Genomic DNA, 26,342 nt, shown 5'->3' on the forward strand with positions numbered 1-26,342 from the left:
ATGTCACATGCAGATCAGTGTCGCTGGCAAACAGATCGACCTCTCCGACGCCCTGAAGCACCGCGTTACGGGGCATCTCGATCGCCTTGCCGACAAATATTTCGATCGCGCCCTGGAAGCCCAGGTCACCTTCAGCCGCGCGCGGTCGTTCTTCACCTGTGATATCAATCTTCACGCCGCACGCGGCCTGACCCTGCGGGGCGAGGGCGAGGGCACCGACGCCCACGGCGCGTTCGACGACGCCGCCGAACATATGGCCCGGCGCCTCCGCCGCTATCGCGAACGGGTCAACGACCATATCCGCACCCTTCCCCGCCGCAAATCGCCGGAAATGGGGCGCAGCTACATCCTGCGCCCGGCCGACGATGCCGGACAGGCGACCAACGGCGCGGCGCGCGACACCAGCGCCCACGCCTATGCGACCATCGTCGCGGAACGCCCGGCGGAAATCGCCACCCTCAGCGTCAGCGAGGCCGTGATGCGCCTCGACCTGGCGGCCTCCACCCTGCTGATGTTCCGCAACAGCATCAGCGAGCAGATCAACGTCATCTACCGCCGGCAGGACGGCAATATCGGCTGGCTGGATCCCACCCCCGGCTGATGCCGGGCGCAACGCCTGTGCCGGGACGCATCGATCGTCCCGGCACAGGCAGCCATCGGCCGGCTGCCTTCAGTGCAGCAGCGCAGGCACCATCTCGTGTTGCAGGATCGCCTCGACGGCCGTCTCCTGGTCCTCGGTCAGTGCCATCGGGGTACCGTCGGCCGCGTGAATGGCAAACGCGTCCTCCCCTTCGATGATCACGGGCTTGATATAGGCCACCCGCGACACGCCCAGCGCCCGCATCTGGATATCCGTCAGATGCCGCACGTCGGCGGCCATCGGCGTATGGTCGGCCTGAAGCACGACCTGGCCGTTTTGTGTCGTAATTCTCATGATCCGATCCTCCGTAAGGACGCTTCCCCGTCAGGCGGCGACCGTCCCGTTGGCCAGTGCGGCGGCGATGGCAGAAGCGGGCTTGGCAGCCTGCCGCTCAATCGTCCTCGAGCGCCCGCACGACGCGCTGTGGGCGGGCCTTGGGCAGGTCGATCTCGGTCGGTGCCCCACCCGAACGTCCCTGCGTGATCTCGATCAGCTTGACCCGCACTTCCGGCTGCGGCCGCACCAGGTCGATATGCAGCAGGCCGTTATCCAGCCATGCCCCGCTGACCTCGATACCCTCGGCCAGCACGAACGCCTTCTGGAATTGCCGCGCGGCAATGCCGCGATGCAGGAAGACGCGCCCCTGCGTGTCGTCGGTCTGGCGCCCGCGAATGACAAGCTGGTTGTCTTCCTGCGTGATCTGCAGATCGTCCATCACGAATCCCGCGACCGCGAGCGTGATGCGGAGCGACGTGGCATTCAGCTGTTCGATATTATACGGGGGATAGCCATCGGCAGCCCCCTTCGACGCGCGTTCCAACATCTGTTCCAGATGGTCAAACCCCAGAAACATGGGGGATCCGAAAAGCCTACCCGACATCCAGGCCTCCTCTACCGAGCGAGACGATCACGCGGACCCGTCATCGGCGCCCGCGTCGTCATGATATGGGACGCCCGGCCGGTTCCGCAAGGCCATGCCCCGCCCGGCCCCATACGCGCGCGTAGCCACTGGCGCGCGCGCGCCAGGATCGCTACATCGCCCCTATGATCAGTCACGACGAAATCGCCGCCGCCATCCCCATGCCGATCCTGGTGGCGCCCCAGGCCATCCTGCGCCAGAAGACCCGCCTGGTCCGGCCGGAAGACGAACCCATGCTGCGCGAGGCCCTGCCCCGCATGTTCGCCGCGATGTACCAGGCGCCGGGCATCGGCCTGGCCGCGCCGCAGGTCGGCATGGGCCTGCGCTTCGCCATCGTGGACCTGGGCGAGGAACGCCAGCGCGACCCGCTGGTCCTCATCAATCCCGAAATCATCGCGGAATCGGAAACCCTGGTCTCGCGTGAGGAAGGATGCCTGTCGCTGCCCAACCAGTATGCCGACGTGGTCCGCCCCCAGCAGGTGCGCGTCCGCTACCGCACCGTGGACGGCACCGAGCAGGAAATGGAGGCCGACGACCTGCTGGCCACCTGCATCCAGCACGAGATCGACCATCTGGAGGGCATCCTCTTCGTCGATCACCTCTCGACCCTGAAGCGCAACATGATCATGCGCCGCCTCGCCAAGGAACAGCGCCAGAAGCGGTAGAGGCACCCTCCCAGCCTGTACATATCCAACCGGATGGAGCCCCTTCATGCGCCTGGCCTTCATGGGCACCCCGGATTTCGCGGTGCCCGCCCTGCTCGCCCTTCATGCGGCGGGGCATGAGATCGCAATCGTCTACAGCCAACCCCCCCGGCCGGCCGGACGCGGCCAGTCGGTCCGCCTCTCGCCCGTCCACCAGGCGGCCGAAACCCTCGGCCTGCCGGTACGCACGCCCGCGCGCCTGCGTACCAATGCCGAGGAACATGCCTTTTTCCGGGACTTGAAGCTCGATGCCGCCGTGGTCGCGGCCTACGGGCTGATCCTGCCGGCCGCGATGCTCGACGCCCCTGCTCTGGGATGCCTGAACATCCACGCCAGCCTGCTGCCCCGCTGGCGCGGCGCCGCCCCGATCCAGGCAGCGATCCTGGCCGGCGACAGCGAAAGCGGGGTCACGATCATGCGGATGGACGAAGGGCTGGATACCGGCAAGATGCTGCTGTCCGACCAGGTCGCGCTCACCCCGGCCACCACCGCCACCACCCTGCATGACGACCTCGCCGCCATGGGCGCGCGCCTCATCGTCACCACGCTGGCCCAACCGGCCGGCCCCGGCCAGCCACAGCCCGAACAGGGCGTGACCTATGCCGGCCGCCTGACGCGCGAGGACGGGCGCATCGACTGGACGCGCGACGCCGCCGCGCTCGACCGCCAGATCCGCGCCCTGACCCCCTGGCCCGGCACCTTCACGACCCTGAACGGCGAGGTGCTGAAAATCGGCGCCGCCACCCTCGCCCCGGCTGCCCACCTCGCGCCCCCGGGGAAGATCCTGGACGAAGCGTTGACCGTGGCCACCGGCGACGGAGCCCTCCGCATCACCCGCCTGCAACGCCCCGGCCGGGGCATGATGGACGCCGACCCGTTCCTGCGCGGCCAGCCCGTACCGGCCGGAACGGTGCTGGGATCGTGACCGCGGAGACCGCGACCGCCCTGCCCGTCGAACGCTGGGCCGTCCGGATCGAATATGACGGCCGCCCCTTCGTCGGCTGGCAACGCCAGAATACCGGCCTGTCCGTGCAGCAGGTGCTGGAAGAAGCCGCCGGCCGCCTGGCGGCGGGCCGGACCGTCCCCAGCATCACCGCCGGACGCACCGATGCGGGCGTGCACGCAACCGGCCAGGTCGCGCATCTGGACTTCCCCGAGGGCACCGGCCTGACGGGCTCCAAGATCCGCGACGCGCTGAATTTCCACATGAAGCCCCACCCGGTCGCGATCCTTCAGGCCGCACCGGTCGATCCGGCATGGAATGCCCGGTTTTCCGCCAACCGCCGGTCCTATCGCTACCGGATCGTGAACCGGCGCGGCCGCCTGGCCCTGGATGAGGGCCGAGTCTGGCTGGTCAAGCGCCCCCTCGACACCGACGCGATGAACAGCGCCGCCCGCCACCTGCTGGGCCGGCACGATTTCACGTCCTTCCGCGCCAGCGCCTGCCAGGCCAGGAACCCGCTGCGCACGTTGGACCGGCTGGCGGTCACCCGCCTGGGCGAAGACATCGTGATCGAGGCCGAGGCCCGCTCGTTCCTGCACCATCAGGTCCGCAACATGGTCGGCACGCTGAAACTGGTGGGCGAAGGCACCTGGCCCCCCGACCGCGTGGCCGAGGTCCTGCGCGCCTGCGACCGTCGCGCCGCCGGCCCGACGGCGCCCCCCGACGGGCTGTACCTGACCGCCGTCGGCTACGACCCCGATCCATTCCGGACCGAGGCCCCGCCGTCCTGACCGCGCGCTACCGGTCGCCGTGGCCCGAAGGCAGGGCCAGGAAATCCTGCCACGGCGAATAATGCGGCGGCAGCAGCGCGGAAAGCGCACTCAGCGCCATGATGGCGGCGGTCAGGGCCAGCAGCAGCAGCAGCGCCCGCCACGCCCCCAGCGCCAGCCCCGCCCGCGCGACGAACCAGGTCAGCCACAGATTATAGGCGAATATGATCCCGTTCAGGATCAGCGCCGAATGCATCAGACTCATGCCAGCCGGCGTCAGCATGGCCACCAGCGCCACCGCCGCGAGCATCACGAACAGCACCAGCCAGTCGCACCACAGGGCCGCCGCCATATAGCGCGGCCACAGCGCCTCCCGCCCCCACAGCCGCGCCAGCAGATGGGTCAGCACCACGGGCGTCAGCACCAGGCAGAGCGAGTACACGACCTTGCTGCCGCTCAGCAGCGTCGGCGCCTGCGCCATCGTCAGCACGCCGCCGACCAGCCACAGCGCGACCCGCGGCGCCAGCGCCGTCAGCACGGCGTCGGGCGTCGCGCCGAAGCAGCTCATGCCCTCGCGCCGGCCGCGGCCCAGCAGCATCATGCCCCGGAAGATGCCCCCCGGGGAGCCGGGCATCAGTCGGGGCGGCACGCCGCGTCCCTGCGTCATCCCATCAGCCTTTCGATAAATGCCGCGTAGATATCGGTCAGCGCCCGCAGGTCCGCGACGGACACATGCTCGTTCACCTTGTGCATGCTGGCGCCGACCAGGCCGAATTCGGCGACGGGGCAATAGCGGCTGATAAAGCGCGCATCCGACGTCCCGCCCCCCGTATCCAGCCGGGGCTCATGCCCCGTCACCTGCTGCACGGCCGCGACCAGCATGTCCAGTTGCGGGGTGGGCGGGGTCAGGAACGCCTCGCCGCTGACACGGATATCGATCTCCGCCCCCGGCGCGCGGGCCCGGACGATCTCGGTGATCCAGTGCGCCAGTTCCTTGCCGGTATGCCGGTCGTTGAAACGGATGTTCAGCCGGGCCGACGCCCGGCCCGGAATGATGTTGGTGGCCTCATTGCCCACATCGACGCTGGTCACCTGCACGCTCGACGGCTCGAACCATTCCGATCCCTTGTCCAGCGGGTGCGCCGTCACGTCCGACAGGATCGCCATCAGCCGATGGACCGGATTGTCCGCCCGATGCGGATAGGCCACATGCCCCTGGATGCCATGGACGACGATGCGCGCATTCAGGCTGCCGCGCCGCCCGATCTTGATGACATCGCCCATATGGTCGGGATTCGTCGGCTCGCCGACAAGGCAGAAATCCGGGATCTGGCCGTTCGCCGCCATCCATTCCAGCACCTTCACGGTGCCGTAGGTCGCAGGCCCTTCCTCGTCGCCGGTAATCAGCAGGCTGACCGAGCCGTTCAGCGGCCGGCCGCCCCCCAGATGCCGCGCCACCGCGCTGACGAAGGCGGCGATGCCACCCTTCATGTCGCAGGCGCCGCGCCCATACAGCACGTCGCCGCGCACGGCGGCATCGAACGGGCCGCTGGTCCAGCCCTCGTTGCCCGGCGGCACCACATCGGTATGCCCGGCGAAACACAGATGCGGACCCGACATGCCCAGCCGGGCAAACAGGTTGGGCGTACGCTCCGCCCCATCGCCGAACGGCAGGTCGATGACATCGAAACCCAGCCGCCGCAGCGCGTCGCCCAGCACACCGATCGCCCCGCCGCTGTCGGGCGTGACGGAGGGCGCGCGGATCAGCTCCTGCGCCAGCGACAGCGCATCGACCAGTTCCGGCTCCATCGCCGCGCCGATCAATCGCGCAGCAATTCGTTGATCGAGGTCTTGGCGCGCGTACGCTCATCCACACGCTTGACGATCACGGCACAGGCCAGCGACGGCAGCGGCGCGCCGTCGGCCCCGGTCGGCTGGCGCGGCGGCAGCGTGCCGGGCACCACGACCGAATAGGCGGGCACACGTCCGACAAAGACCTCGCCCGTCGCCCGATCGACGATCTTGGTCGAAGCCCCCAGGAACACCCCCATCGACAGGACGCTTCCCCGCTCCACGATCACGCCCTCGGCCACTTCCGACCGCGCGCCGATAAAGCAGTCATCCTCGATGATCACGGGCGCGGCCTGCAACGGTTCCAGAACGCCGCCAATGCCCACGCCGCCGCTGATATGGCAGTTGCGCCCGATCTGCGCGCAGCTTCCGATCGTCACCCAGGTATCGACCATGGTGCCGCTCTCGACCCGCGCGCCGGCATTGACGAAGCTGGGCATCAGCACGACGCCGGGCGCGACATAGGCCGACCGCCGGACGATGGCGCCCGGCACGGCACGGAACCCCGCCTGCGCGAAGCGCGCCTGGTCCCAGTCGGCGAATTTCAGCGGCACCTTGTCGAAGAACGGCGCCGGTGCCGCCGGCATGACCTGGCTGTCGTTCAGCCGGAACGACAGCAGCACCGCCTTCTTCAGCCATTCATTGACCACCCACCCGGCATCGCCGGGGGCCGCCACGCGCAGCGTACCGGCATCCAGCCCGGCCAGCGCCTGCTCGACCGCCTCGCGGTCGGCGCCGGTGGTGGCGGAGGAAAGGGTATCGCGCCGTTCCCACACCGCCTCGATATGGGTCCGAAGGGCGTGTTCGTCGTTCATATCCTGCAATCCTCTGTCGGCGCCGGTCCGGCCGGCACCCCGTTGTCGCCATGTGGCGGGACCATGCGAAGGATGCCCCCGTCTGTCAACGCATCTTGCGATGCGCCGCCGGGGGCCGCCGGCCGCCTTATTCGCCGCGAATCAGCGTCCCGGGCCCGGCCTCGGTAAACAGTTCCAGCAGACAGGCATGCGGCACCCGTCCGTCCAGGATCACCGCCGCCTTGGCGCCGGCACGCACCGCCTCCAGGCAGGTCTCGACCTTCGGGATCATGCCGCCGCTGATCATGCCGCTGGCAATGCCGCGCCGCGCTTCCTCGGCCGTCAGCTCCGGAATCAGCTCGCCATTTTCGTCCAGCACGCCGGGCACGTCGGTCAGCATCAGCAACCGCGTCGCATGCACGGCACCGGCGATGGCACCCGCCGCCGTGTCGGCATTGATATTGTAGGTCTCGCCCTTCTCGCCGATGCCCACGGGGGCCACGACCGGGATCAGCCCCGACCCGGAAAGTGCGTAGAGCACCCGTGGGTCGATACGCACCGGCTCGCCCACGAAGCCCAGATCCAGCACCTGCTCGATCAGGCTGTCGGCATCCCGCACCGTGCGGCGCAGGCGGCGCGCGGTGATCAGCCCGCCATCCTTGCCCGAAATACCCACGGCCAACGCCCCGGCCTGGTTGATCAGCCCGGCCACCTGCTTGTTGACCTTGCCCGCCAGCACCATCTCGATCACATCGACCATCGCGGCGTCGGTGACGCGCAGGCCGTCGACGAAGGTCGAGGGAATCTGCAGCCGGGTCAGCATGGCGCTGATCTGCGGGCCGCCGCCATGGACGACCACGGGGTTGACCCCCACCAGCTTCAGCAGCGCGATATCGTGCCCGAACGCGTTGGACAGCGAATCGTCGACCATGGCGTGGCCGCCATATTTCACGACGATCGTATCGCCGGCGTAGCGACGCAGGAACGGCAGGGCCTGGGCCAGGACGGCGGCGCGCTCCTGGGCATCCTTCATCGTCTGGACGATATCGCCGGTAGTCTCGCTTGTCGGTTGGCTCATCGGGTCGTGCCCTGTCTCTTGCTCTTGATCAGGATAAAACCGTTTCGTTCGTCGGCGGCAGGGCCAGACCGGCCAGTCCGGCCCGCAGTTCGGGCATGCCCAGCCCGTTCTCGCTGCTGGTCAGCAGGATCTGCGGGTAGGCGGCCGGGTGCTGGGCCGCCAGATCGGCCACCTGCGCCCGCTTGGCCTCCAGCGGGCCTGGGCGAAGCGCGTCGCATTTGGTCAGGACGATCTCGAACGTGACGGCGGCCCGGTCCAGCAGCGCCATGATCTCGCGATCCGACGCCTTGATCTCGATCCGCGCATCCAGCAGCAGGATGACACGCTGCAATGTCGGGCGTCCGCGCAGATACGCGAACATCATGCCCTGCCAGTCTTCCTTCACGTCCTTCGCCGCCTTGGCAAAGCCGTAGCCGGGCATGTCCACCAGCGTCAGCCGGCCGCCAAGGTCGAAGAAATTGAGCTGCTTGGTCCGCCCCGGCTCCGACGAGGCCCGGGCCAGCGCCTTGCGCCCGGTCAGGGCATTGATCAGGCTGGACTTGCCGACATTCGATCGCCCGGCGAAAGCGATCTCCGGCGCACCGGGCGGCGGAAGCTGCTCCAGCTTCTGCGCCCCGAAGAAGAAGTCGCACGGCCCGGCAAACAGCAGCCGCCCCGCTTCGCGCAGCCGCTCCTCTTCCTCGGGCGAAGGTTGCTGGGTCACGAACTCCGACATCAGACCCGTCCTATTTCCGGCCGGCCGTCGCAGGCGCGGGCGCAGTCTGCTTGGTCGCCCCCTGGATGCGACGCTGGATCACCATCTGCTGCGCCATCGTCAGCAGGTTGTTCCAGCAATAATAGATCACCAGGCCCGCCGGCTGACGCGCCATGAAGAAGGTGAACAGCACCGGCATCATCTGGAACACGCGCTGCTGCGCGGGGTCCATCGGCGCCGGGTTCAGCTTCTGCTGCAGGAACATCGTCACCCCGAACAGGATCGGCCACACGCCCAGTTGCAGATAGGGCGACAGACCGGTCGGGTCCCACGGAATCACGCCGAACAGCGTGAACAGGTTGGTCAGGTCCGGGGCGGACAGATCGTGGATCCAGCCGAAGAACGGCGCATGGCGCATCTCGATGGTGATGTACAGATCCTTGTACAGGCTCCAGAATACCGGAATCTGCACCAGCATGGGCAGGCAGCCGCTGGCCGGGTTCACCCCTTCGGTCTTGTACAGGGCCATCATCTGCTGGTTCATGGCCATCTGGTCGCCCTTCAGCCGCTCGCGAAGCTCCTGCACCTTGGGCTGAAGCTTGCGCATCTTCGCCATCGAGCGGAACTGGCGCGTCGCCAACGGGAAGAACAGCGCCTTGACCAGCAGCGTAAAGGCCATCAGCGCCAGGCCGAAATTGCCCAGCAGCGTGTTCAGATAGTCGAGCACATAGAAGATCGGGCGCGTCAGGAACGCGAACCAGCCGAAATCGACCGCCTTCCAGAAATCCGGAATATGCAGGCTGGACTGGTACTGCTCCAGCAGGCTGACTTCCTTGGCACCGGCAAACACATGGCTCGCGGTCGACGCCGTCGCGCCCGCCCCCACCACGGTCGGCACCTGCGCGATAAAGCCGACCTGATAGACGCCCGCGCCGCCATTCGCCTGGTAGCCATAGCTGCCCGTCACGGGCACGCCCTGCTGGGGCACCACGGCGGTCAGCCAGTATTTGTCGGTAATGCCGGCCCAGCCGCCCTGCCCCGCCTTGGTCCAGGACGTGTTGCCCGGCGGCGTCGCGCCGGTGCGCAGGCTCTTGTAGCTGCTTTCGTCCAGGCGCCCGTCGACGACCGAAATCGGTCCCTCATGCACCAGGTAGCCGCCCGTTTCCTCGGGCGTATAGGCCCGGTTGACGCGGGCGAACGGGTACAGCGACACCGGCTGCGCCGAATGGTTCACGATCCGCTGCTCGATCGCGAACATGTAATGCGCATCGATGCCGACGACGATCTGGAAGGTCACGCCCGCGCCATTGTCCCACGACAGCGTCACCGGACGGTCGGCCGTCAGCTTGGGCGCGTCGGCGGTCCAGACGCTGGTGGCATCGGGCACGCGCACCTGCCCGCCGGCCAGGTTCGCCCAGCCGATTTCCACATAATTGGGCTGCGGGTCGTGCGCGGCTTCCAGGATGCGCACCAGCGGGCTGCCGGCGGCCACCGTCTCGTGATAGTCGCGCAGCACCATGTCATCCAGCCGCGCACCCAGCAGGTCGATCGACCCATGCACCGCCGGCGCATCGATCTCCAGCCGCGTCTCCGCCTGCGGCGAGGCAACCGAGACCGGCTGCGAACTCACGCCCGCGACCGGCGCCGCGGGGCGCGCGGCGTCCGACGGCGGCGTCAGCCGGCTGGTCTGTGCGACCTGCTGCGTGACATCCTGATGGGTCTGCTTCGGCATGAAATATTCAAAGCCAACCAGGACCATGGCGGAGAGCAACACCGCCACGATAAAGCGCTTGGTATCCATCGGCGACCGGCCAGACTCTCGTTATCTATGGGAGGAACAGCAGGAAGCCCGCGCGTGCTCCCGGGTGGGCACGGGATCGTATCCGCCGATATTCCACGGATTGCAACGCAAGATCCGCCAACCGGCCAGAAATGCGCCACGCAAAGGTCCATGGCGACGAATCGCTTCCTGCGCATAATCGCTGCATGTGGGCACGAAACGGCAATTGGGGCCCAGAAGCGGGCTGACGAACCGCTGGTAGACGCGAATCGCCCCGACCAGGGCCCAGACCGTCGCGGCCCGGACCGGACGGATCACTCCGTCCCCCGCACGCCGGCCTTGCGCAAGGCCCGGCGCAGATCCTCGACCAGGGCCGTGAATGCGCGGCCCCGCGTCCCGTCGCGGCCGATCACGACCAGGTCGACCCCGGCAAGATCCTGCTCACGCGTCACGATTCGCACGGCCTCGCGCAGGCGGCGGCGTGTGCGATTGCGAATGACGGCGTTGCCGACTTTCTTCGTTACGGTAAACCCGACCCGCGCCGGGTCGGCATCGTCACGGCCCAATGCCTGAAGCACCAGCCCAGGAGACGGCACCTTGCGCCCCTTGGATGCAACCTTGAGGAACTCGGCGCGCTTCTTGAGACGGACGGAACGGTCGGCCACTCTTCGCAGCCCCCTATACGCGCTATCCGGACCCAGGTCCCGATGACCGGGCCCGGAACGCGACAAGACCTGACTGATCAGGCGGACAGACGCTTGCGGCCCTTGGAACGGCGATTGGCGATCACCTTGCGGCCACCGACGGTTTCCATACGGGCGCGGAAGCCGTGACGGCGCTTGCGGACCAGCTTGGACGGTTGATACGTGCGCTTCACGACGCGACTCCCCGATTGACATGAATAAACGCGACGCGGCTATATCCCACGACGCGCCGGAGCAGCCCGAAGGCCGCCTGACCTGAGGCGCGCCTTATACGTCCCGTTTCCCCCCGCGTCAACGTGCAAGAGAAGAGCCTCCATGCAAGGCCCAGACCCGATTCCGGACGACGATCGTTCCGACCCGCCCCCCATCGGCGCCCCCCCGGCCGCCCCCCCCGATTCGGTACCCGCCTCCGGGTCCCGATCCAAGGTCCTGCACGACGTACGCGGCCTGCTGTCGCCCGCCATGCTGTCCGCCGACCGCCTGAGCCTGCACACCGACCCCAAGGTGCGCGACCTCGCCGAACAGATCGTCCGCTCGATAGAACAAGCCGCCCAACGCCTGAAAGACCTCCCCCCAGGCTGAGTCCGGGCGCGCGCGACAGGGAAGTCCCCCACCCCCCCGCCGGTCGGCCCACCCCCCGCAGTTTGTGCCCGGACACGGGGGCTGGTGAGCGAGAGTGCCGCAAAGCGGCACGCCCGGCGTGCGTATCCGAGCACCGAAGCGGAGCGACCTTGATGGCCGTGAGCATCGGAGCGCAGGAAACGCGCGTCGGATCGCCACCAGCCCCCGTTTACGGGCACAAACTCAGGGGCGGAGCATGGAGAAGTATAGAACTGCCATATCGATCAGGAATGCGCTGAGCAGGCCGCAACAGATCAGCCCGACCATCATCCGATCCCGCGCATCGATCCAGGAGGGATCGTCATGGCGCAGGGCAATCGCGTGCCATGAAGCATTCGTAAAGGACCGCCGGGGTCCCGCCGCACCGAGATGGAACATATGCGCCTCCCCCGGACCGTCCCTTTATTCTTTGTCGCGCGTGGCGACGGGTTCGTCCGGCTGCACCATGACCATGCGCCCTGTCGGGCCCGCCCCCAAGGGCGATTCGATACCAGTCGCAATCTCTTGACACAAAACGCATCAATCCCCGCACCTGCCGCACGGCAGCCGGGCCAGGCCCGGCGCCGCACGCATGGCACGCCTACGGAACGACGCGGCGCGTCGGCTCAGGCCGCGCCTTCCTCGGCATAGACCGAGATATCAGGGCAGGAGCAGACCAGGTTGCGGTCGCCATAGGCATTGTCCAGCCGGTTGACCGGCGACCAGTATTTCGACTCCGGCACCACGTCGCCGGGCAGGCAGCCCAGCCGCCGGTCATAGGCCCGGTCCCAGTCGGGGTCGGTCAGGTCGCGCACCGTATGCGGTGCATGGCGCAGCGGGCTTTCCTCGGCCGCAATCCGCGCCTGCTCGATCTCGCGGATCTCGTCGCGGATCGCGATCATCGCATCGCAGAACCGGTCCAGCTCCACCCGCCCCTCGGACTCGGTGGGCTCGATCATGAAGGTCCCCGCCACGGGGAAGCTGACCGTCGGCGCATGGAACCCATGGTCGATCAGGCGCTTGGCGATATCGTCCACCGTCACCCCGACCGTGTCGCGGATGGGGCGCAGGTCGACGATGCACTCATGCGCCACCCGGCCGTTGGTCCCGCGATACAGGACCGGATAATGGCCGGACAGGCGGGCCGCGATGTAGTTGGAATTCAGGATCGCGACCTCGGTGGCCCGACGCAGGCCCGCATCGCCCATCAGCATCATGTAGGTCCAGGAAATCGGCAGCACCGCCGCCGAGCCGAACGGCGCGGCCGAAACCGCGTTCACCCCGCCTTCCTGCGGCACGCCGGGCAGGAAGGGCGCCAGATGCGCCCCCACCCCGATCGGCCCCATGCCCGGCCCGCCGCCGCCATGCGGAATGCAGAAGGTCTTGTGCAGGTTGAAATGGCTGACATCGGCGCCATAGGCACCGGGCCGCGACAGCCCGACCTGCGCGTTCATGTTCGCACCGTCCAGATAGACCTGCCCGCCGGCGGCATGCACCAGGTCGCAGATCTCGACCACCGATTCCTCGAACACGCCATGGGTCGAGGGATAGGTGATCATGATCGCCGCCAGGCGGCCAGCATTCTGCGCGATCTTCGCCTTCAGGTCGTCGATATCCACATTGCCCTGGTCGTCGCACGCCACGACCACCACCCGCATGCCGACCATCTGCGCCGAAGCCGGGTTGGTCCCGTGGGCCGAGGCCGGAATCAGGCACACGTCGCGCCCTTCGTCGCCGCGCGACCGGTGATAGGCACGGATGGCCAGCAGCCCGGCATACTCGCCCTGCGCCCCGGAATTGGGCTGCAACGACACCGCATCATAGCCGCTGATGGATTTGAGCATCCGCTCCAGATCGCGGAACAGCTCGGCATAGCCCTGCTGCTGCGCTTCGGGCGCAAAAGGATGAATGTCGCAGAATTCCGGCCATGTGACCGGCATCATCTCGACCGTCGCGTTCAGCTTCATCGTGCACGATCCCAGCGGGATCATCGTGCGATCCAGCGCCAGGTCGCGGTCGGACAGGCGGCGCAGATAGCGCAGCATGTCGGTCTCCGACCGATGGGCATGGAAGACCGGATGGGTCATGAACCCGCCCTGCCGCAGCAGCGCGCGCGGCAGCAGGCTGTCGGGCGCCGACAGGCCCTGCTCCATCGCCGCCAGACGCTGCGCGTCGGGGCAGAAGCAGCGCCACACGGCACGCACGATCTCCGGCGTCGTGGTCTCGTCCAGGCTGATCCCGACCCGATCCTCGTCGATCGCGCGCAGGTTCATCCCGGCATCCTCGGCACGGGCACGCACCAGCACCGACGTGCCACCCGTCGCCACCGTAATCGTGTCGAAGAACGCATCCGTCTCGACATGGACCGACAGCGCCCGCAGCCCCTCGGCCAGGATCGCCGTCAGCCGATGCACCCGCCGCGCGATCGCCGTCAGCCCCTCGGGGCCGTGATAGACCGCATACATCGCGGAAATGACCGCCGGCAGCACCTGCGCGGTACAGATGTTCGAGGTCGCCTTCTCGCGCCGGATATGCTGCTCGCGCGTCTGCAACGCCAGCCGATAGGCCGGCTCGCCCCGGCTGTCGACCGACACCCCGACCAGGCGGCCGGGCATGCTGCGCTTGTAGGCATCGCGCACCGCCATATAGGCCGCATGCGGGCCGCCGGCACCCATCGGCATGCCGTAGCGCTGCATCGACCCCACCGCGATGTCGGCCCCCAGCGCGCCGGGCGATTCCAGCACCGTCAGCGCCAGCGGGTCGGCAGCCATCGCCACCACCGCCTGCGCGGCATGCAGCTTTTCGATCCAGGCGCGCGGATCGCGCACCCGGCCCGACGAACCGGGATATTGCAACAGCGCGCCGAAGACCGCACCCGGCTCCAGGTCACGCTCCGGGTCGCCGACCACGATCCGCCAGCCCATCGGCTCGGCACGCGTGCGCAGCACCGCCAGCGTCTGCGGATGGCAATCCGCATCGACGAAGAACCCGTCGGCCTTCGACTTCGCCACCCGGCGCGCCAGCGCCATCGCCTCGGCGGCCGCAGTCGCCTCGTCCAGCAGCGAGGCATTGGCGACATCCAGCCCGGTCAGGTCGCGGACCATGGTCTGGAAGTTCAGCAGCGCCTCCAGCCGACCCTGGCTGATTTCCGGCTGATAGGGGGTATAGGCCGTGTACCAGGCAGGGTTTTCCAGCACGTTGCGCTGGATGACGCCCGGCAGCACCGTGCCGTAATAGCCTTGCCCGATCAGGGAGACCATCACCCGGTTGCGCCCGGCGATGGTCCGCAGCCGCGCCAGCGCCTCGGGTTCGGACAGGCCGGCCCCCAGCCCCATCTCGCCGCGCAGGCGGATGGAAGACGGCACCGTCTGTTCCATCAGTTCGTCGAGCGAGCCCGCGCCCACGACCTCCAGCATGGCGGCGACATCCCGCGCCCCCGGCCCGACATGGCGGGCGCAGAAGGCGTCGGCGGCGGGCTGGGTGCCCTGCCAGAGGGTAGTGGAGGTCACGATCGGTATTCTCCGCGACAGGAACAGAAACGGCGTTGAAAGACTGTTTCAGGATCCGGCCCGCCGGGCGGGCACGCGCAGCGCACGAACGCGCGCCGGCAGGCCGGTCCGTCAGGCGGCCAGGATCAGGCGATCAGGGCAGCGTAGGCATCGGCATCCAGCAGCCCGGCAAGCTGGCCGGCATCGGCGATGCGCAGCTTCAGGATCCAGCCCTCGGCTTCCGGATCGCGATTGACCAGCGACGGATCGTCCGACAGCGCCGCGTTGAAGCCCACGACGGTGCCCGACACGGGCGCATAGATGTCCGACGCGGCCTTGACCGATTCCACCACGGCGGCGCTGTCGCCCTGTGCGACCTCGGTACCCTCGTCCTTCGCCTCGACGAATACCAGCTCGCCCAGCTCCTCGGCGGCATGCGCGGTGATGCCGACAACCGCGACATCACCCTCGACGCGCAGCCACTCATGTTCCTTCGTGTAATAGACAGTCATGTTCCGATCTCCACCCAACAGGTCAGCGTATGAAATTCAACGTTTGAAACCGGGCGCCACGAAGGGCAGCGCCGCCACGGCGGCAGGCAGGTAGCGCCCCCGCAATTCGGCGAACAGGGGCGTGCCCGTCGCCGCGAATGCCGTCTCGACATAGCCCATGCCCACGGGGGCGCCGAAGGTCGGGCCGAACGCGCCCGACGTCACATGCCCGACCGGCTGCGTGCCCGCCTCGTCGGCGAACAGCCGCGCGCCGCCGCGCACCGGCGCCCGGCCCTCGACCGCAATGCCGACGCGCCGCCGGCTCACGCCGCCCTCGATCTGCCCCAGGATGATGTCGGCACCGGGAAAGCCCCCTGCCCGCGCCCCACCGGTGCGGCGGCTTTTCTGGATCGACCATTCCAGCGCGCCCTCGACCGGCGTCGTCCCGCGGTCGATATCCGATCCGTACAGGCACAGCCCGGCTTCCAGCCGCAGGCTGTCGCGCGCGCCCAGGCCCGCCGGCGCCACCTCGGGCTCGGCCAGCAGCGCCTCGGCCACCCGCACGGCGCCATCGGCCGCCATGCCCAGCTCGAACCCGTCCTCGCCGGTATAGCCCGACCGCGAGGCCAGGCAGGGCACCCCCGCCACCGCGAATTCCGCCACGTCCATGAAGCGCATGTCCGCCGAAGCCGGCGCCAGGCGCGCCATCACCGCGCCTGCCTGCGGCCCCTGAATGGCGATCAGCGCCCGGTCCGGCAGCGCCTCGACAATGCATTCGTCATGCAGGGCGGCGGCGATATGCGCCAGGTCCGCCTCCTTGCAGGCGGCGTTGACCACCAGGACCAGCGTATCGCCCAGGCGCGAGACCATCAGGTCGTCAAGGATGCCGCCATTGCCGTCGGTCAGCTGCGTGTAACGCTGGCGCCCGGTCTTCAGCGACAGGATGTCGGCCGGCACCAGCCGCTCCAGCGCCAGCGCCGCATCCTCGACCCGGCCCGAGCGCGCATGCAGATGCGCCTGCCCCATATGGGACACGTCGAACAGCCCGGCGGCGGTGCGCGTATGCTGGTGCTCGGCCATCACGCCGGCCCGATACTGGACCGGCATCTCATAGCCCGCGAACGGGACCATGCGCCCGCCCAGCGACAGATGCAGGTCGTAAAGCGGCGTGCGCTGAAGCGAATCGCTCATGCCGCCCTCCGGGCGCCGGCGGCGCCACACACGAGGGCACAGGAGAAAATGAGGAAAGATGGGCAACGTGACATGAACAGAGCCTCCTGAATCCACAACCGGATCCGAATGCCCCTTCTGTCGGTTTGCCTGAGATCGCTATCCCGTCGGCGGACGCTCGAGGCGCCTCTCTCCAGAAGTCGAAGCCGGGCGGTCCTTTGGCCTGAGAGTTTCCGGGGCGGTTGCTCCTTCGGCGCCGGCTCTCGCCAGTCTCTCCCGCGTCAGCGGCTCGATGATTCGCACATGTTGCGCAATCAAGTCAATCGTCCACGCGCCGTCTCCGGGGCTGGATCGACCGCCCGCCACGCCCTACCCTCGGCGACGGGACAGAATGCGAAAAGGAGCCACGCGACCATGGACGCCACGCCATTGACCGTCATCGCGGAATTCACGACAACCGACGAAAACCGCACGAAATTTCTGGAATTCTGCGCCCACGATGCCAGGCATTCGGTGGCGGACGAGGCCGGATGCCACGCCTTCGACGTCCTGCTCCCCGACGGCGAGCCGAACGGCGTCATCCTGCACGAGGTCTATACCGACCGCGCGGCATTCGACACCCATCTCACGACCCCGCATTACAAGGTCTTCGCCGACGCGGTGCGCGACCTGGGCATCCAGACGGTCGCGGTGCGCTTCCTGGCCACCCACCCCGCCTGAACGATGCCGGCGCGGGGGAGCATGCCCCCGCGCCGAACAGCCTACTTCGCCGCCGGCAGATGCCTGGCGATATAGGGCGGCAGGTTGAACGCCCCGGCATGGATCTCCGGCGTCCAGTAGCCGGTGGTGCCCAGAATGCCGGCCTGCTCGGCCCGCGCGCGGATCGTCCCGACCGGATGCAGGGCCGGATTGGTCCCCTTGGCCGCGACGCCCAGCGTCATGAACCCGCCGACATAGGTCGGCACGGCCGCCACATAGGCCGAGACATGCGGGAAGAACTGCGCCCGGCGCAGGCTGGTCTCGCGCAGCTCGTCGGCCTGCATGAAGGGCACGCCGCACTGGTTCACGATAATGCCGTTGGGCGTCAGGATACGGGCGCAATGCTCGTAGAACGCATCGGTGAACAGCACCTCGCCCACCCCGATCGGATCGGTGCTGTCGACGATGATGACATCGACCGAACCGCTTTCCGCCCGGGCGACATAATCGATCCCGTCGCCCACGATCACCTCGGCGCGCGGGTCGGTCCAGGCATCGCCGGCAATCCCGGGCAGGAACTGCTTGGACAGTTCGATCACCGCCCCGTCGATCTCCACCATCACGGCACGCTCGACATTGCGATGCTGCAACACCCGGCGCAGCACGCCGCCATCGCCGGCCCCGATGATCAGGACGCTCTTCGCATCGCCATGGGCCAGCATCGGCACATGCGTCAGCATTTCCTGGTAGACGAACTCGTCGCCCTCGGTGATCTGGATCACACCATCGAGCACGAGCACGCGACCATGCGTCTCGCTTTCGAAAACAACGATATCCTGGAAGGCACTCTTGGTACGGGCCAGTTCCTTGCGAACACGGAAACGCTGCTGCCAGCCGTCATAGAGTGTTTCGCCGATCCATGCGTCGGTCATTGCCTGTGTCTCCCCGGCACGAAAATGGACACATAAAAAAAGGCCGGACGAATCCGGCCCTCAAACGCCGCGCGGCATGATGCCGCACAGGACGGACGGGTGCCGGGCCATGCCGGCACCCTCGCCATCAGGCGACCCGGCCGCGACGCTGCTCGTCCACGACCACCCGGCCCGCCTGGAACAGGCGCTGCATCACCGGGATCGCCAGGTGCGGATCGCACGCGCCGCACATGAAGATGTCGACGGCGGCAAAATTCCGCTCGGGCCAGGTGTGGATCGAGATATGGCTCTCGGCCAGCACCACCACGCCCGACACGCCGCCATTGGGCGTGAAGTGATGGAAATGGCTGTGCAGGATCGTCGCCCCGGCCGTCACCGCCGCTTCGCACAGCGTACGGTCGATCTGTGCCGGATCGTCCAGATTCCGGGCCTCCCAGAGGTCGACAAGAAGATGCGTCCCCGCAAACTTCATCCCGTCCCGCTCGACGAAATAATCCTTCCGATCCTCGTCAGACGAAGACGGAGCTGCAGACATCTGGATATTGCTCGGGAGTTCCGAGACCATCCCCAGCTGAGCAAGTGCGTTCATCACGTACCCCCAAACCAGTAGACAGCCTGTTGGGCGGGATCGCCCCCTTGGGCCAAGGGGGCCGCTGATAAGACCTTCACCCTGTCAACGCAAGCGTTTTTGCCCCCCGGACACGTTTTTTCTTGCCTCTTTCACACAAGCTTCTTCCAGGGGGGAAATTTCAGCCTTTCGCGCGCCGTTTCCGCCCCTTCGACGGCTCGGCCGCGGGCGGGGCCACAGGCCGGGTCAGAAGCGGGGCCAGGAACCGCCCGGTATGGCTTTCGGCACAGGCCGCGATGTCCTCCGGCGTCCCCTCGGCGACAATCCGCCCGCCGCCGTCGCCTCCCTCCGGCCCCATGTCCAGCACCCAGTCCGCCGTCTTGATGACGTCCAGATTATGCTCGATCACCAGCACCGTGTTCCCCTGGTCCACCAGGGCATGCAGCACGTCCAGCAGCTTGCGCACGTCTTCGGCGTGCAGCCCGGTCGTCGGCTCGTCCAGGATATACAAGGTGCGGCCGGTCGCCCGGCGCGCCAGTTCCTTGGACAGCTTCACCCGCTGCGCCTCGCCGCCCGAAAGCGTGGTCGCCTGCTGGCCCAGCGCGACATAGCCCAGCCCGACCTGCTGCAATATGGCCAGCCGGTCGCGGATGCGCGGCACGGCGGAGAAATACGGCAGCGCCTCGTCCACCGTCATCGCCAGCACGTCGGCAATCGACTTGCCGCGAAACTTCACGTCCAGCGTCTCGCGGTTGTAGCGCGCGCCCTTGCAGGTATCGCAGGTCACGAACACGTCGGGCAGGAAGTGCATCTCGATCTTCAGCACCCCGTCGCCCTGGCAGGCCTCGCACCGGCCGCCCTTGACGTTGAACGAGAACCGGCCGGGCTTGTAGCCCCGCGCCTTGCTCTCCGGCAGCTCGGCGAACCAGTCGCGGATCGGCGCGAACAGGTCGGTATAGGTGGCGGGGTTGGATCGCGGCGTGCGCCCGATGGGCGACTGGTCGATGTCGATGATCTTGTCCAGCAGCTCCAGCCCGGCAATTCGGCGATAGGGCGCCGGGTTCTGCCCCGATCCCATCAATTGCCGCGACAGCGCCTTGTACAGCGTGTCGATCACCAGCGTCGACTTGCCCCCGCCCGATACCCCCGTCACGCAGGTAAAGGTGCCCAGCGGAAAGCGCGCGGTCACGTCATGCAGGTTGTTGCCGCTGGCTCCTTCCAGCACCAGCATCCGCTTCGGGTCCACCGGCCGGCGCTTCGCCGGCACCTCGATCCGCCTGCGCCCGGACAGGTAATCGCCGGTCAGGCTGGCCGGGTTGGCCGCCACCTGCGCCGGCGTGCCGATGGCCACGACATGCCCGCCATTGACGCCCGCCCCCGGCCCCATGTCGATCAGCCAGTCGGCGGAGCGGATCGCATCCTCGTCATGCTCCACGACGATCAGCGTGTTCCCCAGCCGCTTCAGCCGCTGCAACGTCCCCAGCAGCCGCTCGTTGTCGCGCTGGTGCAGCCCGATCGAGGGCTCGTCCAGCACATACAGCACGCCCGTCAGCCCCGACCCGATCTGGCTGGCCAGCCGTATCCGCTGGCTCTCCCCCCCCGACAGGGTGGCCGACCCGCGCGACAGCGTCAGGTAATCCAGCCCCACATCGTCCAGAAAGCGCAGTCGGTCCATGATCTCGCGCAGGATGCGGCGCGCGATCTCGGCGCGCTGCGGCGTCAGCGTCGCCTCCACGGTGCCGAACCAGTCCAGCGCCCGCCGGATCGGCAGGTCCGATGCCTGGGCGATGGTGCGGTCCGCCACCCGTACCGACAGCGCCTCCGGCCGCAGCCGCGCGCCATGGCACACATGGCACGGCTTCTCGGACTGGTAGCGCGACAGTTCCTCGCGCACCCACACGCTGTCGGTCTCGGCCACCCGGCGGCGCAGATTGGCCACCACACCCTCGAACCGCTTGGTCAGGCTGTAGCTCTTGCGCCCGTCGCGGTACTGGAACGTCACCTCGTCCTCACCGCCCTCCATGATCACGCCGCGCACGCCGGCCGGCAGGTCGCGCCACGGCGTGTCCATTTTCACGCCGTAATGGGCCGCCAGGCTCTCCAGCGTCTGCTGGTAATAGGGGCTCTGCGCATTGCGCCAGGGCGCGATGGCCCCCGCCGCCAGCGACAGCGATTCGTCGGGCACGATCAGATGCGGGTCGAAGAAGGTCTCGGTCCCGATCCCGTCGCAGGCCGGGCAAGCCCCCTGCGGCGCGTTGAACGAGAACAGCCGGGGCTCGATCTCCTCCAGCGTAAACCCGCTGACCGGGCAGGCGAAGCGCGAGGAAAACACGACATGCGGCGGCGTCTCCCCCCCGTCGCGCACCACTTCCTCGGCATAGACCAGCCCGTCCGACAGGCCCAGGGCGGTCTCGAAACTGTCGGCCAGGCGCGATTCCACCCCCGGCCGCACCACCACCCGGTCCACTACCGCCTCGACCGTGTGGCGCAGCTTGCGGTTCAGGTCCGGCACATCGGCGATCTCGTACAGTTCGCCGTCCACCTTCACCCGGGCAAAGCCCTTGCGCTGCAATTCCGCCAGTTCCTTGCGGCACTCGCCCTTGCGGTCGCGCACCACGGGCGCCAGCAGCATCAGCCGGGTGCCCTCGGGCATCGCCATCACCCGGTCGACCATCTGGCTGACGGTCTGCGCCTCGATCGGCAGGCCGGTGGCCGGCGAATAGGGCACGCCCGCCCGCGCCCACAGCAGGCGCATATAATCATGGATCTCGGTAATGGTGCCGACGGTCGAGCGCGGATTCTTCGACGTCGTCTTCTGCTCGATCGAAATCGCGGGCGACAGGCCCTCGATCGAATCCACGTCGGGCTTGCCCATCAGTTCCAGGAACTGCCGCGCATAGGCCGACAGGCTCTCGACATAGCGCCGCTGCCCCTCGGCATAGATGGTATCGAACGCCAGCGACGATTTGCCCGAGCCCGAAAGCCCCGTCACCACCGTCAGCGCGTCGCGGGGGATCTCGACATCGACGTTCTTCAGGTTGTGCGCCCGCGCGCCGCGCACCCGGATCGCCGGCGCCCCGCGCATCGGCGTCGATTCTGTCGGCTCGGCCGCGACCGGCCCGGATCGATTCGCCATGATGTCCGCTCTCCGTTCTGCTCCGGCGCCCGCCGGGCCGGGTCGTTCATACTCTGTTCTGCCGGGTTCCGGCGCCGCCGCCAAGATCCGCCCGCCGGAAAATCCCGCGCCGCGACACCGCCGCCCGCACGGGCGCCCTACATGCCGGTATCATCCGCCGGCCATCTGGGTTAGGATCGCGGCTGAGTCCCGTCCCCCAACCGCACCGGTCCGGGAGGACGGTTTTTTTGATGGGGCGGCGCCCGAACGCGCGGCCCCGGACCGGACAGCGGCAGGGCAGCACTATGGCGGGTAGCGTCAACAAGGTCATCCTCGTGGGCAATCTGGGGAAGGACCCCGAAGTCAGGAACAGCCAGAACGGCGCCAAGATCGTGTCGCTGACGCTGGCCACCAGCGACACCTGGAACGACAAGGCATCGGGCGAACGGCGCGAGAAGACCGAGTGGCATCGCGTCGTGATCTTCAACGAGCGCATTGCCGACGTGGCCGAGCGCTTCCTGCGCAAGGGCCGCAAGGTCTACCTGGAAGGCTCGCTGCAGACCCGCAAATGGACCGACCAGTCGGGGCAGGAACGCTACACGACCGAAGTGGTGGTGGACCGTTTCCGCGGCGACCTGGTGCTGCTCGACAGCAATCGCGGCGGCGAGTCCGGCGATGACGCCGGCGGCGGCTATGGCGGCGGTGGCTACGGCGGCGGCGGATATTCGGCCCCCTCCGCCCCCCGCCAGATCGGCGGCGGGCGCGGCGGCGCGGCTGGCAGCCACGGCGCCCCCAGCGCACCGGCCGGCGGCGGTGGCGGGTGGGATGCCCCGCATGGCGGCGGCAGCGACCTGGACGACGAAATTCCGTTCTGAGACGGGCCCCTTCCCCGGCCCGGGCCCCCTGCCGGGCTCCGCCGCCGGGGCGCGGTTTTTCCCCGACCGGCACTCCATGCTAGGGTGGACGCATCCACCGGCGCCGGACCCGGACCAGTTCCCGCCATTCGGCGCGCCCGGCGCGAGAGAGATGGCTCTGACATGACGGATATGCCTTGACCGAGATTCCCGACCCGCCGCAGCCGCCGGCCCCTTCCGACATCGTTCCGGTAACCGTCGAGGAGGAAATGCGTTCCTCCTACCTCGCCTATGCGATGTCGGTCATCGTCAGCCGTGCCCTGCCTGACGTGCGGGACGGGCTGAAGCCGGTGCACCGGCGCATCCTCTATTCGATGCGCGAAAGCGGGTTCACGCACGACAAGCCCTATCGCAAATCGGCCCGCGCGGTCGGCGACGTGATGGGTAAATACCACCCCCACGGCGATTCCTCGATCTACGACGCCATGGTGCGCATGGCGCAATCCTGGTCGATGCGGGTCAAGCTGATCGACGGCCAGGGCAATTTCGGCTCGGTCGACGGCGATTCCCCGGCCGCGATGCGCTATACCGAAGCGCGCCTCGCCAAGGCCTCGTCCTTCCTGCTGGACGATATCGACCGCGACACCGTCGATTTCCAGCCGAACTACGACGAAAGCGAGCAGGAACCGAAGATCCTGCCCGCCGCCTTCCCCAACCTGCTGATCAACGGCGCCTCGGGCATCGCGGTCGGCATGGCGACCAACATCCCGACCCACAATCCGGGCGAGATCATCGATGCCACGCTGGCGCTGATCGCCCAGCCGGATCTGACGCTCGAAGAGCTGATGAAGATCGTGCCGGGCCCCGATTTCCCGACCGGCGGCATCATCCTGGGCCGCGCGGGCATCCGCAGCGCGTTCGAGACCGGGCGCGGCTCCGTCATCATCCGCGCCCGCGCCGAGATCGAGGACCTGCATCGCGACCGCCACGCGATCATCATCACCGAGATCCCGTACCAGGTGAACAAATCGACCTTGCAGGAGCGCATTGCCGACCTGGTGCGCGCCAAGCAGATCGAGGGCATTTCCGACATCCGCGACGAAAGCGACCGGTCGGGCATGCGCATCGTCATCGAGGTCAAGCGCGACGCCACGCCGGAAGTGGTGCTGAACCAGCTCTATCGCTTCACGCAGCTCCAGACCTCGTTCGGCGTCAACATGCTGGCGCTCGATAACGGCCAGCCCCGCCTGATGGGGCTGAAATACGTGCTGGAAGCCTTCATCGCCTTCCGCGAGGAAGTCATCCTGCGCCGCGCGCGCTACGACCTGATGAAGGCGCGCGACCGCGCCCACCTGCTGGTCGGCCTCGTGATCGCGGTCGCGAACATCGACGCCGTGATCGCGCTGATCCGCGCCGCCCCCGACGCCGCCAGCGCCCGCGAGGCGCTGATGACCACGCCGTGGGACGCGGCGGAGGTCGAGCCGCTGCTGGCCCTGATCCTGGACGAAGGCAACGTCATCCGCGACGGCAAGGTCCACCTGACCGAGGCCCAGGCCCGCGGCATCCTGGAGCTCCGCCTCCAGCGCCTGACCGGCCTGGAGCGCGAGAAGATCCAGCAGGAACTGTCCGAGGTCGCGGACAAGATCAACGAGCTTCTGGCCATCATCGCCAGCCGCCCCCGCCGCATGGAGGTGATGCGCGAGGAACTGGTGGCGATCCGCGCCGAACTGGCCAGCCCCCGCATGACCGAAATCGCCGACTATGCCGGCGACCAGACGGACGAAAGCCTGATCGAACCCGGCCAGATGGTGGTGACGATCACGCGCGAGGGCTTCATCAAGCGCACGCCGCTGGAAATCTTCCGCGCCCAGAATCGCGGCGGGCGCGGCCGCACCGCCGCCGGCCGCCGGGGCGACGACATCGTGGTGCGTTCGTTCAACGCCCATACGCACCAATGGGTGCTGTTCTTCTCGTCGGGCGGCAAGGCCTATCGCGAGAAGGTCTGGCGCCTGCCCGAGGCCAGCCCGACCGCCAAGGGCCGGGCACTGGTCAATCTCCTGCCCGACCTGGGCGGCGATTCGATCACCGCCGTCCTGCCCCTGCCGCAGGACGAGACGCTGTGGGAGAACCTGCACCTGGTCTTCGCCACCGCGTCCGGCACCGTGCGCCGCAACCGGCTGAGCGATTTCCGCAATATCCGCGCCTCGGGCCTGATCGCGATGAAGCTGGACGAGGGCGACCGGCTGATCGGCGTCGCGACCTGCCGCGAGGGGCAGGACGTGTTCCTGGCCACCCGCAACGCCCGCTGCATCCGCTTCCAGATCACCGACGACACGCTGCGCGTCTTCGCCGGGCGCGACAGTTCGGGCGTGCGCGGCATCCGCCTGGGTGAAGGCGACCAGGTCAACAGCCTGTGCGTCCTCAACCATGTCGAGGCAGCGGTCGAGGAACGCGCATCCTACCTGCGCATGGCCAATGCCCGCCGCCGGGCGGAACTCGCGGCCAGCCAGGGCGGCGAGGAGGCCGAGGAGGTCGCGGCCGAAGCGCCTGCCGACACGTCGGACGAAGAAGCCCTGCCCGCCGATTCGGTCATCGATCCGGAACGGTTCGCGGAGCTGGAGCTGGCCGAGGAAATCCTGCTGATCGTCAGCGACGCGGGCTTCGGCCGCCGGTCGTCGGCCTACGATTACCGCGTGACTGGCCGTGGCGGCCAGGGCATCTCCAACATGACCTTCACCTCCGGCAAGCGCGGGACCGAGGTCGTGGCCACCCTGCCGGTCATCGGCGGCACGGACGTGATGCTGGTCACCGACGCCGGGCGGCTGATCCGCGTGCCGGTCGACCAGATCCGGGTCATGTCGCGGCAGGCCAGCGGCGTCACCCTGTTCCGGCTGGACGCCACCGAGCACGTCATCAGCGTCTTCCCCGTGATGGACGACGATGCCGACGACGAAGGCGAGGCGACGGAAGAAGGCACCGCCCCCGAGGAGACCCCCGATGCCTGATACCGGGCCGCGCACGGGCTTCTACCCCGGCACGTTCGACCCGGTGACCACCGGTCACCTGGATATCGTCGAACGCGCGGCGCGGCTGGTGGACCGGCTGATCATCGGCGTGGCGGAAAATTCCGGCAAGCAGCCATTGATGCCGCTGGACGAACGCATCATTTGTGTCGTCGAGGAAACCCGGTCCATCGCGGAACGGACCGGGAGCCAGATCTCGGTCATCGGGTTCGGCAACCTGCTGGTCGAGGAAGCCCGTAGCCACGGCGCCACCGTGATCGTACGCGGGCTGCGGGTCGTCACCGATTTCGATTACGAGGTCCAGATGTTCGGCATGAACCACCATCTGGCCCCGGATATCGAGACGGTGTTCCTGATGGCGACCGAACGCAGCCAATATATCTCTTCGCGGCTGGTGAAGGAGGTCGCACGCCTGGGCGGCGACATCACCAGCTTCGTTCCCCCCTTCACCCGCCGGCGCATCCTGGCGCGGCTGGGGGGATAACGCCGGCCGCGCGGCTCGCCGCGCGCCACGCAAGCAAACTG

Annotated in this window: 26 protein-coding genes and 1 riboswitch; of the genes, 9 read left to right on the top strand and 17 right to left on the bottom strand. The window is 68.1% G+C overall.

Annotation, left to right across the window (positions count from 1 at the left end):
• Positions 1 to 7: 7 nt before the first annotated feature.
• Positions 8 to 601, top strand: a complete 594-nt coding sequence (gene hpf / locus HLH27_RS06155; protein ID WP_182948691.1) for a ribosome hibernation-promoting factor, HPF/YfiA family — start codon at positions 8 to 10, stop codon at positions 599 to 601.
• 69 nt (positions 602 to 670) lie between these two features.
• Here hpf and HLH27_RS06160 read toward each other — a convergent pair whose 3' ends face one another.
• On the bottom strand, positions 671 to 934 hold the full coding sequence (locus HLH27_RS06160; RefSeq protein WP_114727802.1) for a DUF1150 family protein: 264 nt from the start codon (positions 932 to 934) through the stop codon (positions 671 to 673).
• Positions 935 to 1,031: 97 nt separating this feature from the next.
• Positions 1,032 to 1,520 (bottom strand): Hsp20 family protein, encoded by a 489-nt coding sequence (locus tag HLH27_RS06165; RefSeq protein ID WP_182948693.1) that lies wholly within the window; start codon positions 1,518 to 1,520, stop codon positions 1,032 to 1,034.
• A 164-nt stretch (positions 1,521 to 1,684) separates the two neighbouring features.
• Here HLH27_RS06165 and def point away from each other — a divergent pair, with 164 nt between their 5' ends.
• Genes def through truA form a run of 3 tightly spaced genes read left to right on the top strand, consistent with a single transcriptional unit; the run spans position 1,685 to position 3,997 of the window.
• Positions 1,685 to 2,224, top strand: a complete 540-nt coding sequence (def, locus tag HLH27_RS06170) for a peptide deformylase (protein ID WP_182948695.1) — start codon at positions 1,685 to 1,687, stop codon at positions 2,222 to 2,224.
• Positions 2,225 to 2,270: 46 nt separating this feature from the next.
• Positions 2,271 to 3,188 (top strand): methionyl-tRNA formyltransferase, encoded by a 918-nt coding sequence (fmt, locus tag HLH27_RS06175; protein WP_182948696.1) that lies wholly within the window; start codon positions 2,271 to 2,273, stop codon positions 3,186 to 3,188.
• Complete coding sequence (truA, locus tag HLH27_RS06180) at positions 3,182 to 3,997, top strand: tRNA pseudouridine(38-40) synthase TruA (protein ID WP_408870805.1); 816 nt, start codon at positions 3,182 to 3,184, stop codon at positions 3,995 to 3,997. Before fmt ends, truA begins: the two co-directional genes overlap by 7 nt.
• 7 nt (positions 3,998 to 4,004) lie before the next feature.
• Here truA and HLH27_RS06185 read toward each other — a convergent pair whose 3' ends face one another.
• The 9 genes from HLH27_RS06185 to rpmH all read right to left on the bottom strand — a co-directional run bounded on the left by HLH27_RS06185 (position 4,005) and on the right by rpmH (position 11,050).
• Positions 4,005 to 4,643: a hypothetical protein gene (locus HLH27_RS06185; RefSeq protein ID WP_182948698.1), complete on the bottom strand. Its 639-nt coding sequence runs from the start codon at positions 4,641 to 4,643 to the stop codon at positions 4,005 to 4,007.
• On the bottom strand, positions 4,640 to 5,785 hold the full coding sequence (gene dapE, locus HLH27_RS06190) for a succinyl-diaminopimelate desuccinylase (protein WP_182948825.1): 1,146 nt from the start codon (positions 5,783 to 5,785) through the stop codon (positions 4,640 to 4,642). The genes HLH27_RS06185 and dapE overlap by 4 nt, the downstream gene beginning before the upstream one ends.
• Positions 5,786 to 5,796: 11 nt before the next feature.
• Positions 5,797 to 6,642 carry a 2,3,4,5-tetrahydropyridine-2,6-dicarboxylate N-succinyltransferase gene (gene dapD / locus HLH27_RS06195; RefSeq protein WP_182948700.1) on the bottom strand — a complete coding sequence of 282 codons (846 nt, stop codon included), beginning with the start codon at positions 6,640 to 6,642 and terminating at the stop codon, positions 5,797 to 5,799.
• A gap of 127 nt (positions 6,643 to 6,769) precedes the next feature.
• Complete coding sequence (argB, locus tag HLH27_RS06200; protein WP_182948701.1) at positions 6,770 to 7,699, bottom strand: acetylglutamate kinase; 930 nt, start codon at positions 7,697 to 7,699, stop codon at positions 6,770 to 6,772.
• Between the two features lie 28 nt (positions 7,700 to 7,727).
• Complete coding sequence (gene yihA / locus HLH27_RS06205) at positions 7,728 to 8,414, bottom strand: ribosome biogenesis GTP-binding protein YihA/YsxC (protein ID WP_182948703.1); 687 nt, start codon at positions 8,412 to 8,414, stop codon at positions 7,728 to 7,730.
• A 10-nt stretch (positions 8,415 to 8,424) separates the two neighbouring features.
• Complete coding sequence (yidC, locus tag HLH27_RS06210) at positions 8,425 to 10,194, bottom strand: membrane protein insertase YidC (RefSeq protein ID WP_182948705.1); 1,770 nt, start codon at positions 10,192 to 10,194, stop codon at positions 8,425 to 8,427.
• A gap of 21 nt (positions 10,195 to 10,215) precedes the next feature.
• Complete coding sequence (gene yidD, locus HLH27_RS06215) at positions 10,216 to 10,491, bottom strand: membrane protein insertion efficiency factor YidD (RefSeq protein ID WP_456305485.1); 276 nt, start codon at positions 10,489 to 10,491, stop codon at positions 10,216 to 10,218.
• Positions 10,488 to 10,838 (bottom strand): ribonuclease P protein component, encoded by a 351-nt coding sequence (gene rnpA, locus HLH27_RS06220; RefSeq protein WP_182948707.1) that lies wholly within the window; start codon positions 10,836 to 10,838, stop codon positions 10,488 to 10,490. The genes yidD and rnpA overlap by 4 nt, the downstream gene beginning before the upstream one ends.
• A 77-nt stretch (positions 10,839 to 10,915) precedes the next feature.
• Entirely contained in the window at positions 10,916 to 11,050 is a 135-nt protein-coding gene (rpmH, locus tag HLH27_RS06225; protein WP_182948709.1) for a 50S ribosomal protein L34, read from the bottom strand.
• Positions 11,051 to 11,192: 142 nt separating this feature from the next.
• Here rpmH and HLH27_RS06230 point away from each other — a divergent pair, with 142 nt between their 5' ends.
• Positions 11,193 to 11,459, top strand: coding sequence for a hypothetical protein (locus tag HLH27_RS06230; protein WP_182948828.1), 267 nt, complete (start codon positions 11,193 to 11,195; stop codon positions 11,457 to 11,459).
• 644 nt (positions 11,460 to 12,103) lie between these two features.
• On the opposite strand, the gene gcvP is transcribed toward HLH27_RS06230, so the two are convergent.
• The 3 genes from gcvP to gcvT form a co-directional block, all read right to left on the bottom strand.
• Positions 12,104 to 14,986 (bottom strand): aminomethyl-transferring glycine dehydrogenase, encoded by a 2,883-nt coding sequence (gene gcvP / locus HLH27_RS06235; protein ID WP_182948711.1) that lies wholly within the window; start codon positions 14,984 to 14,986, stop codon positions 12,104 to 12,106.
• Positions 14,987 to 15,111: 125 nt separating this feature from the next.
• Complete coding sequence (gene gcvH / locus HLH27_RS06240) at positions 15,112 to 15,477, bottom strand: glycine cleavage system protein GcvH (RefSeq protein ID WP_182948713.1); 366 nt, start codon at positions 15,475 to 15,477, stop codon at positions 15,112 to 15,114.
• A 36-nt stretch (positions 15,478 to 15,513) separates the two neighbouring features.
• The gene (gcvT, locus tag HLH27_RS06245) at positions 15,514 to 16,647 is read right to left on the bottom strand and encodes a glycine cleavage system aminomethyltransferase GcvT (protein WP_182948714.1); all 1,134 of its coding nucleotides are present in this window, start codon (positions 16,645 to 16,647) and stop codon (positions 15,514 to 15,516) included.
• A 180-nt stretch (positions 16,648 to 16,827) separates the two neighbouring features.
• Positions 16,828 to 16,915, bottom strand: a riboswitch (glycine riboswitch).
• Positions 16,916 to 17,040: 125 nt separating this feature from the next.
• Between gcvT and HLH27_RS06250 the strand changes: the two genes are divergently transcribed.
• Positions 17,041 to 17,346 (top strand): putative quinol monooxygenase, encoded by a 306-nt coding sequence (locus HLH27_RS06250; protein ID WP_182948716.1) that lies wholly within the window; start codon positions 17,041 to 17,043, stop codon positions 17,344 to 17,346.
• A 41-nt stretch (positions 17,347 to 17,387) separates the two neighbouring features.
• Here the strand turns inward: HLH27_RS06250 and speE are convergent, their stop codons facing one another.
• From speE to uvrA, 3 genes are all read right to left on the bottom strand, one after another.
• Positions 17,388 to 18,257 carry a polyamine aminopropyltransferase gene (gene speE, locus HLH27_RS06255; protein WP_182948718.1) on the bottom strand — a complete coding sequence of 290 codons (870 nt, stop codon included), beginning with the start codon at positions 18,255 to 18,257 and terminating at the stop codon, positions 17,388 to 17,390.
• Positions 18,258 to 18,384: 127 nt separating this feature from the next.
• On the bottom strand, positions 18,385 to 18,846 hold the full coding sequence (gene speD / locus HLH27_RS06260; protein ID WP_182948720.1) for an adenosylmethionine decarboxylase: 462 nt from the start codon (positions 18,844 to 18,846) through the stop codon (positions 18,385 to 18,387).
• Positions 18,847 to 19,006: 160 nt separating this feature from the next.
• Positions 19,007 to 21,910 carry an excinuclease ABC subunit UvrA gene (gene uvrA / locus HLH27_RS06265; protein WP_182948827.1) on the bottom strand — a complete coding sequence of 968 codons (2,904 nt, stop codon included), beginning with the start codon at positions 21,908 to 21,910 and terminating at the stop codon, positions 19,007 to 19,009.
• Between the two features lie 335 nt (positions 21,911 to 22,245).
• On the opposite strand from uvrA, the gene ssb reads away from it, so the two are divergent.
• From ssb to coaD, 3 genes are all read left to right on the top strand, one after another.
• A complete protein-coding gene (ssb, locus tag HLH27_RS06270) occupies positions 22,246 to 22,815 on the top strand; it encodes a single-stranded DNA-binding protein (protein WP_182948722.1) in 570 nt (189 codons plus the stop codon).
• A gap of 176 nt (positions 22,816 to 22,991) precedes the next feature.
• Entirely contained in the window at positions 22,992 to 25,799 is a 2,808-nt protein-coding gene (gene gyrA / locus HLH27_RS06275; protein ID WP_182948724.1) for a DNA gyrase subunit A, read from the top strand.
• A complete protein-coding gene (coaD, locus tag HLH27_RS06280; protein WP_182948726.1) occupies positions 25,792 to 26,301 on the top strand; it encodes a pantetheine-phosphate adenylyltransferase in 510 nt (169 codons plus the stop codon). Before gyrA ends, coaD begins: the two co-directional genes overlap by 8 nt.
• The last annotated feature ends 41 nt before the right edge of the window (positions 26,302 to 26,342 follow it).

Source organism: Gluconacetobacter takamatsuzukensis (assembly GCF_014174275.1).
Classification (GTDB): Bacteria; Pseudomonadota; Alphaproteobacteria; order Acetobacterales; family Acetobacteraceae; genus Gluconacetobacter; species Gluconacetobacter takamatsuzukensis.

What these genes read in the sequence shown, in the direction of transcription:
- hpf (WP_182948691.1), top strand. Translation starts at nt 8, where the DNA reads ATGCAGATCAGTGTCGCTGGCAAACAGATCGACCTCTCCGACGCCCTG.
- HLH27_RS06160 (WP_114727802.1), bottom strand. Translation starts at nt 934, where the DNA reads ATGAGAATTACGACACAAAACGGCCAGGTCGTGCTTCAGGCCGACCAT.
- HLH27_RS06165 (WP_182948693.1), bottom strand. Translation starts at nt 1,520, where the DNA reads ATGTCGGGTAGGCTTTTCGGATCCCCCATGTTTCTGGGGTTTGACCAT.
- def (WP_182948695.1), top strand. Translation starts at nt 1,685, where the DNA reads ATGATCAGTCACGACGAAATCGCCGCCGCCATCCCCATGCCGATCCTG.
- fmt (WP_182948696.1), top strand. Translation starts at nt 2,271, where the DNA reads ATGCGCCTGGCCTTCATGGGCACCCCGGATTTCGCGGTGCCCGCCCTG.
- HLH27_RS06185 (WP_182948698.1), bottom strand. Translation starts at nt 4,643, where the DNA reads ATGACGCAGGGACGCGGCGTGCCGCCCCGACTGATGCCCGGCTCCCCG.
- dapE (WP_182948825.1), bottom strand. Translation starts at nt 5,785, where the DNA reads ATGGAGCCGGAACTGGTCGATGCGCTGTCGCTGGCGCAGGAGCTGATC.
- dapD (WP_182948700.1), bottom strand. Translation starts at nt 6,642, where the DNA reads ATGAACGACGAACACGCCCTTCGGACCCATATCGAGGCGGTGTGGGAA.
- argB (WP_182948701.1), bottom strand. Translation starts at nt 7,699, where the DNA reads ATGAGCCAACCGACAAGCGAGACTACCGGCGATATCGTCCAGACGATG.
- yihA (WP_182948703.1), bottom strand. Translation starts at nt 8,414, where the DNA reads ATGTCGGAGTTCGTGACCCAGCAACCTTCGCCCGAGGAAGAGGAGCGG.
- yidC (WP_182948705.1), bottom strand. Translation starts at nt 10,194, where the DNA reads ATGGATACCAAGCGCTTTATCGTGGCGGTGTTGCTCTCCGCCATGGTC.
- HLH27_RS06230 (WP_182948828.1), top strand. Translation starts at nt 11,193, where the DNA reads ATGCAAGGCCCAGACCCGATTCCGGACGACGATCGTTCCGACCCGCCC.
- gcvH (WP_182948713.1), bottom strand. Translation starts at nt 15,477, where the DNA reads ATGACTGTCTATTACACGAAGGAACATGAGTGGCTGCGCGTCGAGGGT.
- gcvT (WP_182948714.1), bottom strand. Translation starts at nt 16,647, where the DNA reads ATGAGCGATTCGCTTCAGCGCACGCCGCTTTACGACCTGCATCTGTCG.
- HLH27_RS06250 (WP_182948716.1), top strand. Translation starts at nt 17,041, where the DNA reads ATGGACGCCACGCCATTGACCGTCATCGCGGAATTCACGACAACCGAC.
- speE (WP_182948718.1), bottom strand. Translation starts at nt 18,257, where the DNA reads ATGACCGACGCATGGATCGGCGAAACACTCTATGACGGCTGGCAGCAG.
- speD (WP_182948720.1), bottom strand. Translation starts at nt 18,846, where the DNA reads ATGAACGCACTTGCTCAGCTGGGGATGGTCTCGGAACTCCCGAGCAAT.
- uvrA (WP_182948827.1), bottom strand. Translation starts at nt 21,910, where the DNA reads ATGCGCGGGGCGCCGGCGATCCGGGTGCGCGGCGCGCGGGCGCACAAC.
- ssb (WP_182948722.1), top strand. Translation starts at nt 22,246, where the DNA reads ATGGCGGGTAGCGTCAACAAGGTCATCCTCGTGGGCAATCTGGGGAAG.
- coaD (WP_182948726.1), top strand. Translation starts at nt 25,792, where the DNA reads ATGCCTGATACCGGGCCGCGCACGGGCTTCTACCCCGGCACGTTCGAC.